The sequence below is a fragment of the Dysgonomonas sp. 511 genome (assembly GCF_010501105.1).
Classification (GTDB): domain Bacteria; phylum Bacteroidota; class Bacteroidia; order Bacteroidales; family Dysgonomonadaceae; genus Dysgonomonas.
In genome coordinates, this window is the sequence record NZ_QVMQ01000052.1 from 1 (window position 1) to 8387 (window position 8387).

The window sequence follows — 8387 nt, forward strand, 5'->3', positions numbered from 1 at the left end:
AACACTCAAAGATAACTATTTTACACTAAATAACAATGAAAAAAAAGAGTATCTTGTTAAATATCAATGAGTTGTATTTATTCAGTGAACCCTAATTATAAAAGGATGCTTGTTTTATTTGGATGATATGCGTCATCGTCGGGTCGGTCGTTTCGTTGCAGGGGCTTCTCAAGGTTCCGGAAGTGAAAACAGGCAAGCCTCGGGGCGAAAATACTACCCTTTAGGGTGGAGATTTTCGTATCCGACCGTTAGGCTCGGGCTTGAATGTTTACACTTGTGGAACAATCTTTCCTCTGTAACGAAATGATCGATCCGACTTTTGAATATACCGCAAATTATATGATTAAATATATCGAGAAGAAAAGCAAATAATCATTATGGAGAATCAGAGTGTTTTTTCTCCATACTCTTTAATCCTTACTTCGCAAATCTTTTTAGTGATATCCCTCAATAATTCCACTTTAGGGATAAGTGCATCAATATCCTCCTTTGTAACTACAAAATGCGGATTATATCTTGCATCTACATAAGCAGCTTTCAGTAGTGTAAAAAGCCGTTTCTCTTCCGGCGTATCCTGTGGAAAAACCGTTTTAAGTTCATCCGAATACTTTTTGACCGAGCCGGATAGTTTAGAAAGATTATGCTGTTTATTATTCCGTAAAGTAAAGCTCAATCGAATAGCATAATAATAGTTTTCGCAGGCTTGATGAAGTTGAAAAGATGCATTCTTATAAAATTCGCTAATATCTTTAGTATAAGAAAACTTAGCCATTTCAAGAAATACATTTGCTGTCTTAAACTTTTCATCAAAATACTCTTGAGCCTGTTCCTTTATCTCTTCAAAATTAAGCTTTCTTCTTCGTGCTAATTTGAATTTACCACTATTGTAAAGGATAATACCCTCTTCCTTTATCTGGGTATAAAAATACCTACCTTCCTCTATGTATTTATTGAAGGTCTTTATATCGTCGTTAATGAATTGAACGGGAGTATCACGGTCAAAATCTTTACCAACAAAGAAAATATCTTCTACATTGTCAAGTACCGTTTCCGCTTTCTTAGAGTTGATACCGCTTGTAACAACCAGTATATCATAGTCCGATATCTTAACGGTAGGGATACCCCCGTCTTCGACCCTTATTCCTCGCTTCACATAATTATCCCTTGCATAACTACCGTACAGAATAATATACTCCGTTTGAGGTAGGCGTTTTAATACCTCATTAATCAAGAAGTTGAGGTCTTCCTGTTTATCTTTCGGTAGATATGCTATTGAATTTTTCATTGCCTTGATATGTAGAATATTAAAAACACAAAACTACGAAAAAATCCCCGATTTGTTTTAACGTTTTTACACGAAGTTGTATCTTTACCCTGCGTTCCTGTTTTTATTTTTTCTGTGCCTATCTATACAAAACAAATAAGCCGATATAACTACAGGTAATGAGTGAGTTATTCTAATTATTCATCTAATCTGATTGTGAATCAGATTAAAAAGGAACGTTTCTTATGGACAATAATACTGTTGGCATAAATGGCTATGCTAACCTGCTTCAACAAATCAACAGCCTTTTAAACATCACATTACCTGAAATAAAGAATAAATATAGAGATTATCCTCATTGCCTGATAGATTATTTTGAAAAGGATGTTACGGAAAAATCAATCGAAATACGCTTCGATAAGGAAGAGTACACAATAACTTGTGTATTCAATAAAGAAGGAAAATGTAATATTGTATATTTATTCCCGGATGAAAACGAAACCATTGAGAAGTGTATAACTTACTTCAAGGAAACTTACGATTACAATTTTATCAAAAACAGATGGAAAGCCTCAGATTTTTATATTAAGATAAAAGAACTGACCCCATCATCCAATGATATTTGTTGTATGTTTTTCTCTTGAAATGGTACTTTATAAGGGTTGAAAGCTCAGCTTTATAAAATAGAAACACCCTATTTGCAATTGGAATGCTAAATAGGGTGTTTCCTTTGTACACAGAACTTAGTTAATTATCCGGGAGATATTAATCGGTAAAACTATTAGATTGGGTGGCTTACTGATTACTTTACGAATTATCCACTTTCGAAACATGGCTGCTTGGTAGGTGTTGATTCTGAAAGATAGAGCTACAATCATTTCCAAATCAGAAGTTTCGGGAATAATTATATTCCCATATAACCTAACTTCGCAATCTAAGCATACTTTTATTACATCCGCCCGTATAATTGCCTTTACATTGGTATTTATCGTGGATTCATATACGCCGAATAATTTCGCTAATTGCCAACTCCGTAGCCGGATATTTTTTCTTTCACCGGATTCAATAAGCTCTATTAAACCGGAGACTGTTATTTCTTCTTTCATAGCATGGATTTATTTCTTTTTCCCACTTTCCCGATATTTCTAAAGTCAGATTCAGGTCTGTTTATCTCTACCTGATATTTATCTCCGATTCTATCCGTTAGTGCAGCCATATCACGACTAATCTTTTCATTGGTGATTTTGGCGTATATTTGGGTAGTATGAATATTGCTGTGTCCCAACATCTGGGAAACAGTTTCAATGGGTACTCCCTGTGACAGGCAAACAGTGGTAGCCATTGTGTGGCGGGCCATATGTGACGAGATCCACTTCGTGATTCCGGCTTGCTTACCAATACGCCTTAACGTGCGGTTCATATTTTCTACATTGCTCGGAACCGGAAAAATAAACTTATTTTTTGCTACCAGACGATACTGTTCAATAAGCTGTTTTGCCACAGGTAATAATTTAACATAAAATGTCGTTCCTGTTTTCTTCCGTTTGGCAATAAGCCACATTTCGCCATCAAATGACTTTTGTATATCATCAAAGGTAAGTTTCTTTACATCGGCATAAGCAAGACCGGTAAAAGCCTGAAAAACGAAAATATCCCGTATCTGTCGTTGTTTGTATCGCCTTAACTCTACCGCCATGAACCGCTGTAATTCATCTTCGGTCAAATAACCTCTATCCCGGGTTTGTGCTTTGAAACGGAATCCGGCAAATGGGTTAACTCGAACGAAACCACGACGCTGGGCAATAAGCATGATTTGTTTAAGTTTGGTTATAGCTGTCAACAATGTGCTTCCTGCCAATTTACGTTCCTCAAGCAAGTAGGAATAGTAATCCTGAATAAATTGGGGTTCTATTTCTCTGAGGGGTATATCGGACAGGTTGTATTTGTCACGAAGAAAACTTTCAACACGCTTGCGATTGATAAGAAGTTGTTCATAGGAGCCGTCTGTCCGGTCTTTCCCTACACGTTTGCTGAATTGCTCATAAAACTCATCAGCAACGGATAATAAGGTACGATATTCTTCCCCGAAACCCAGATAACCGTTTTTTACTTTTTCGGCTGTCACAAAATTATCCTTATCGCAGATACTTTGATATTGTTTGCCGATTTGTGTACGGATATTATCCAGCTTCTGGTTAATCTTCTGCGCTTCTACACTTTTGCCGAAGGCTTTGTTTGCTTTGGTATCCCAAAGGTCAGGCTTTATGTTTAGCTTACAGCTAAACTGGGCAATGGAACTGTTGACGGTTATTCTGCCCATAATGGGAGCTTTACCGTCCGGTTTCAAACTGTTCTTTTTCAGGTAAAAGAGAACCTTAAATGTACTTCGCATAACTCATCGTTTTTAATGTTACAAAATTAGTTTACTTAGAGTTATCCGGCACTATGCAAAATTACGCAAAACACTGAATAATAGCATTATACAAAGAATTTCAAAAAGGTGTTCAGGTAACGATTTAGTAACAAAACTATGCTTTTGGGTTATTTCTTTCTGAATCAGCGGTTTGGATTGGTTGCTATTCAGAATAGGTAACGGATAAGTAACGAGATAACCTCATCAATTTGCTCTACTTTGAGCAGGCTGATTAGCTTGGCACAAAGTTAAATAAATTTTCTCTATTGACAAATTCCTTTCTGTATAGATGATGATGCATATAGCCTCCATAAGTTACTTTTTACTACTTTGATATACATCATATTGAGCTGATATAATCTCTGCAATTTCATCCCGAAACCATTTAGGAGATAAGACTTCAACCTCTGATCCATGAGAGAGCAACTCCTGTCGAAAATCAAAGCTTGGTTTTATATGGTAGCTGAATATGGTATAGTTGGATGTACTTTCAACTTCTTTTTGTGAGTGATGTAATGGCAAAGCCTTGATATAGCTATCTTGAATTTTATATACCTTAATCAGAACGTTTTCTGTTTTGTGTCCGTCTCCGGCTACAATTCCAAAGCAGTCCATAAAAAATGCTTCTCCATCAAAATTCTTGGGTAACTGAAATTTATCCTCATTGATGTGGATATGTTTGATTCTATCTAAAGCATAAATGAGGATACTTTCTTTATATGGACTGTACCCTATAACATACCAGCGTTGTTTAAATACTTTTATACAATAAGGATGAATCTCAAAAGTATTAGGTGTATCTCGCCAAAAACTCTGATAAGTCACTTCTATGGATAGGCTATCCCTCATTGCTTCAATAATAGATGTCAAATGCATTTGCCCAGATGGTATTTTTTCAAATAAAATGCGTTGTTTGAGTTTGTGACTCTCATTTATCAGGTTATTTACTGCGAATGTATTTAATAGCCAGCTTCGAACGCCTCCACGCTTCATATCATCGGTATTCTCTATGTAATATTTGTATCCATTTCGCTTATCGCACTCAATGTTAATATCAAACATCTGCTCAATAGCCTGTCGATGGTTATGGAACGTGCGCAAAGGAAGATCTTCTCCATCAAGATTTAATAATGATCTTTGCCAATATTCATTAATTTCTTCAAATGTTATCTTCCCTCTTCGATAAATGATGTCAACCAACCAAACATATCGGTTGAATAAATTGGATGTGGTATCCTTAGAACTTTTTTTCTTTTCCATATCAATTAAATCCTATTCTTTTTCGTTCTTCATTCTTATACAAAAACTCGCTTTGACAGTAGCTATGTACCGTCTCCAATGTCGGTGTTACTCCGCTTAAGATGGAGTCCACACTATATTTGCGAACGATATTTTCTATTTGTCCACCGCTGAAATTATAATTATTTGCTAATTCTAATCTCTCTTGCTCAGATAATGTTGGCAACATGGTTTGCCAAATTTTTTCTTTAGCTTCAATACAAGGCTTCTCAAACTCAATCTTGTACAAGAATCTTCGTTCAAAAGCTTTATCCAAATTCTGAGTCAAATTAGTTGTCGCTATCATTATGCCCTCTAAATTTTCCATCTCCTGTAATAGGATATTCTGTATTGCATTTTCTGTTTGATCAATCGAGCCTTGTCCGGCATCTTTTCGCTTACCAATAACTGCATCGGCTTCGTTAAATAACAGAATGGGGGCAACCTCACACGTTTTCAGAAAGCTTTTATACTTATCGAATATTCCTTTTATACGCTTCTCGCTTTCACCATACCACATACTTTTCGTTTCTGAAATATCCACCATCATAATATCGCGACCTGTAGAACGAGCTATTTGATAGACAGTCTCGGTCTTTCCAGTTCCGGGTGCTCCATAAAACAAGCAGGCAAAACCTTTTCGCATTCCTCCTTTTTCCAGTTTCTCTTGAATAGACAGAAAATTATCCTTGCGAAGAAGTGATGTAAGTTGTGTTATCTGCGATTGTTCCCGTTTATTATAGAATAGTTCTTTCGAAGGGATACTGCCATACAGCATAAGCTCTTTTTTATTATTACTCTGAGTGGTCTTAATATCTAATTCAACAAAAAGTTTTTCTTTTGCCTCGTTGGTTAACTTAAAATACTCCTTATTACCCATCCCATTATCATTTGCATTTTCTATTAATTTAATTTCTAATAGCTTATGGTCGCCCGATTTTAAGAGTTCCTTTAAATGACGAAATTCCATTTTTTCAAAGAAATCTTCTAAATTATGAAACCCTATACAATCGTCCGATTCATTAATGAAATAATGGCAAAATAAGACAAGAAGCAAGAAGCTTCGACGGGTAGAGCAAAAAGATGCGATATAAATTTTTATTTGTTGACAAAAAGCTAAAGATGGGTTGTCTTCAATCAAGGAATCCAATTCGTCAAGTAGAGCCTCATATGTTATTTCTTTATCCCTCTTCTCTTCAATTAAAATTTCAATATGACCAAATAATTCTATAGCAGAGAGATTTTTAGTATTTTTTAGTTCATAAATACTGTTTTGTTTGATTGCTTTAATAACATCAAAAGGAACTCTGTACGAAGGTTTATCATTCCTCCTGCTACAACGAATCAATCGTCTATTTTCAAGTTCATCAATATCTTTCATTAGACTAATTATTTTGATATTTCGACATTTAACAAATTGTGATAGATCACGGATTTCAATACTGTTATCATCACTTTTCTCAATAAATACAGCGAACAATACAGCCTGATTCATTGTTAATTTCATCTTCTTTGCAACAAAGTCAATGCTTTTCTTTGCCTTTTGAAAAAAATCGTCTTTCAGTTCAGATCCCTCCACCAATTCTAAAATATTTTCTATGTGTTGCAATAGTGTTTTGTTACGACTCTTCTTTACAAGAGTATTATCCAGCTCTTTTTCTTTATTTTTCAACTCTCTCATAATTTTTGTATTTAATCTTATGCAAAGATAGGTATCACGTATGCCATATATTAGCACAGCTCGAAAGAGTTTCTAAAAAAACTGCCCATGTGAGTGAGCAGTTCTTTACAGGAGATTAAAGAGCTGGTGCGTGCTTCCCTTTGTTTGAACCATCTGGGTGTCGATGACACCAAGCACCCGTTAGCGAGGTTAATGAGGAATAAGAAGTTCCACAGTATTTACAGGTGTATTTGCTCTTTTCACTGCCTTCGTACAACTTGTGTTTCCCTTTGTTTGATCCGTTGGGATGTCGATGACACCATGCTCCGGTCAAAGATGTTACACTTGAATACTTTGTTCCACAATACTCACAATAAAAATTTGCCATAACATTTCGATTTTAATGGTTTACATATTTTCGCAAAATTACTTCTTGATTATGCCAAAAGAGAGCATTAGTCTGCCCCGATAATTAACGAATTATGTTTTCTTCCCATTCTTTATCTGAAGCAAAACTTGTTAGGTCTATGCTATTACCTGTAAAGCCATGCTCTCTTGCAAAATCCTCATCTATCCATGCTGTTATTTCAAGACCGGCTTCATCACAAATTTTATAATACTCATCCTCGGATATTTCTTTGTCTAAATATCTCGCTCTTATTTCCATCCATTTTTCAGTATGTGTCATTTGCCGCTATTTATATATCAAATACGATAGGGTTGTTTAATAGTCGATAATTTTCATCTACTAATGCTGCATTGGCGAAGGTTGTATATTTAGACTCTTCAATACCATAAGCATCGTGGATATGCCCGAAAAGATGATAACGAGGACGAACCTCTAATATCTTTTGAAGTAAATCAGGACAACCATAAGAAATATTATTGGCATTATCCAAAATACCATGTGGTGGACGATGCGAAATCAAAACATCAGTATCCGCCGGAATTTGTGCAATCATATTGAGATATTGACCACTCACATCATCAGAAAAGAAAAACGGAGTACCCCAAAATTTCAGACCTTCAATCTTAACGCCACTATTGTAGATGTAAAAACAGTTTTCAGGCAAAAATCGCTGTATTTTTTCTTTCCCTTTTCCCTCTAAACAATAGTCGTGATTACCGGCAATGAAAATTTTGTATTGATAATCTAACACTCCAATCCATTCAACAAAATCCATAACTTCCTTACCAGTGCCAGCATACGAAACGTCACCGGAATGGACAATAATATCGGCAGCTGGTAAATTATTTAGCTGCCGGTGGAGACTGTGAGTATCGGAGATGTGGAGTATAGTCATAGTGTCTTAATTACTTCATAATTTCTCATGCAATATTATTATCATTCTTCATGAAGATAATGTTGCATTTCCGAATCATCATTTAAATCTATTTCTTGAGCAAACATCATACCAATAGAAGAGGCTAATAACAGATAAGGGAGAAACCAAACCTCGAAGTCCATAGTTCGATAATCGTTTCTCTCAATATGGTTTAAAGTCTTTATACTAATAATAGCCATTTTTCCAACTTGATTTGTTAATTTAAGTTGAATAAAATATGGCAAATCCGGCTCGTGATACTCAAATGCTTCTTTTACGTTAAAAGTGGTGTCTATTTCTTGCCCAACAATCACTTTGTATGTAACTTCAACCATTTTATCAATGATATCACTAGTGTCCCATTAAAATTCGTTATTAAAAATCAAATAAACTTGGCTCATTAGAGTCGCCTGGTTCTTTGTCATATTGAAAATTAGTTTTGTTAAA

At 35.3% G+C, this 8387-nt stretch carries 9 protein-coding genes; 1 reads left to right on the top strand and 8 read right to left on the bottom strand.

The window, feature by feature from the left end:
- Positions 1–385: 385 nt before the first annotated feature.
- Positions 386–1285 carry a HEPN domain-containing protein gene (locus tag D0T57_RS14745; RefSeq protein WP_163274244.1) on the bottom strand — a complete coding sequence of 300 codons (900 nt, stop codon included), beginning with the start codon at positions 1283–1285 and terminating at the stop codon, positions 386–388.
- 224 nt (positions 1286–1509) lie between these two features.
- On the opposite strand from D0T57_RS14745, the gene D0T57_RS14750 reads away from it, so the two are divergent.
- On the top strand, positions 1510–1908 hold the full coding sequence (locus D0T57_RS14750; RefSeq protein ID WP_163274245.1) for a hypothetical protein: 399 nt from the start codon (positions 1510–1512) through the stop codon (positions 1906–1908).
- Positions 1909–2007: 99 nt separating this feature from the next.
- Here D0T57_RS14750 and D0T57_RS14755 read toward each other — a convergent pair whose 3' ends face one another.
- The 7 genes from D0T57_RS14755 to D0T57_RS14785 form a co-directional block, all read right to left on the bottom strand.
- Positions 2008–2370: a hypothetical protein gene (locus D0T57_RS14755; RefSeq protein WP_163274246.1), complete on the bottom strand. Its 363-nt coding sequence runs from the start codon at positions 2368–2370 to the stop codon at positions 2008–2010.
- Positions 2367–3656 (bottom strand): site-specific integrase, encoded by a 1290-nt coding sequence (locus tag D0T57_RS14760; protein ID WP_163274247.1) that lies wholly within the window; start codon positions 3654–3656, stop codon positions 2367–2369. Before D0T57_RS14760 ends, D0T57_RS14755 begins: the two co-directional genes overlap by 4 nt.
- A 336-nt stretch (positions 3657–3992) precedes the next feature.
- Positions 3993–4937, bottom strand: coding sequence for a YafY family protein (locus tag D0T57_RS14765; RefSeq protein ID WP_163274248.1), 945 nt, complete (start codon positions 4935–4937; stop codon positions 3993–3995).
- A gap of 1 nt (position 4938) precedes the next feature.
- Positions 4939–6636 (bottom strand): ATP-binding protein, encoded by a 1698-nt coding sequence (locus tag D0T57_RS14770; protein ID WP_163274249.1) that lies wholly within the window; start codon positions 6634–6636, stop codon positions 4939–4941.
- Between the two features lie 451 nt (positions 6637–7087).
- The gene (locus D0T57_RS14775) at positions 7088–7303 is read right to left on the bottom strand and encodes a hypothetical protein (RefSeq protein ID WP_163274250.1); all 216 of its coding nucleotides are present in this window, start codon (positions 7301–7303) and stop codon (positions 7088–7090) included.
- A gap of 10 nt (positions 7304–7313) precedes the next feature.
- On the bottom strand, positions 7314–7919 hold the full coding sequence (locus D0T57_RS14780) for a metallophosphatase domain-containing protein (RefSeq protein ID WP_163274251.1): 606 nt from the start codon (positions 7917–7919) through the stop codon (positions 7314–7316).
- A 41-nt stretch (positions 7920–7960) separates the two neighbouring features.
- Positions 7961–8275 (bottom strand): hypothetical protein, encoded by a 315-nt coding sequence (locus tag D0T57_RS14785; protein WP_163274252.1) that lies wholly within the window; start codon positions 8273–8275, stop codon positions 7961–7963.
- Between the last annotated feature and the right edge of the window lie 112 nt (positions 8276–8387).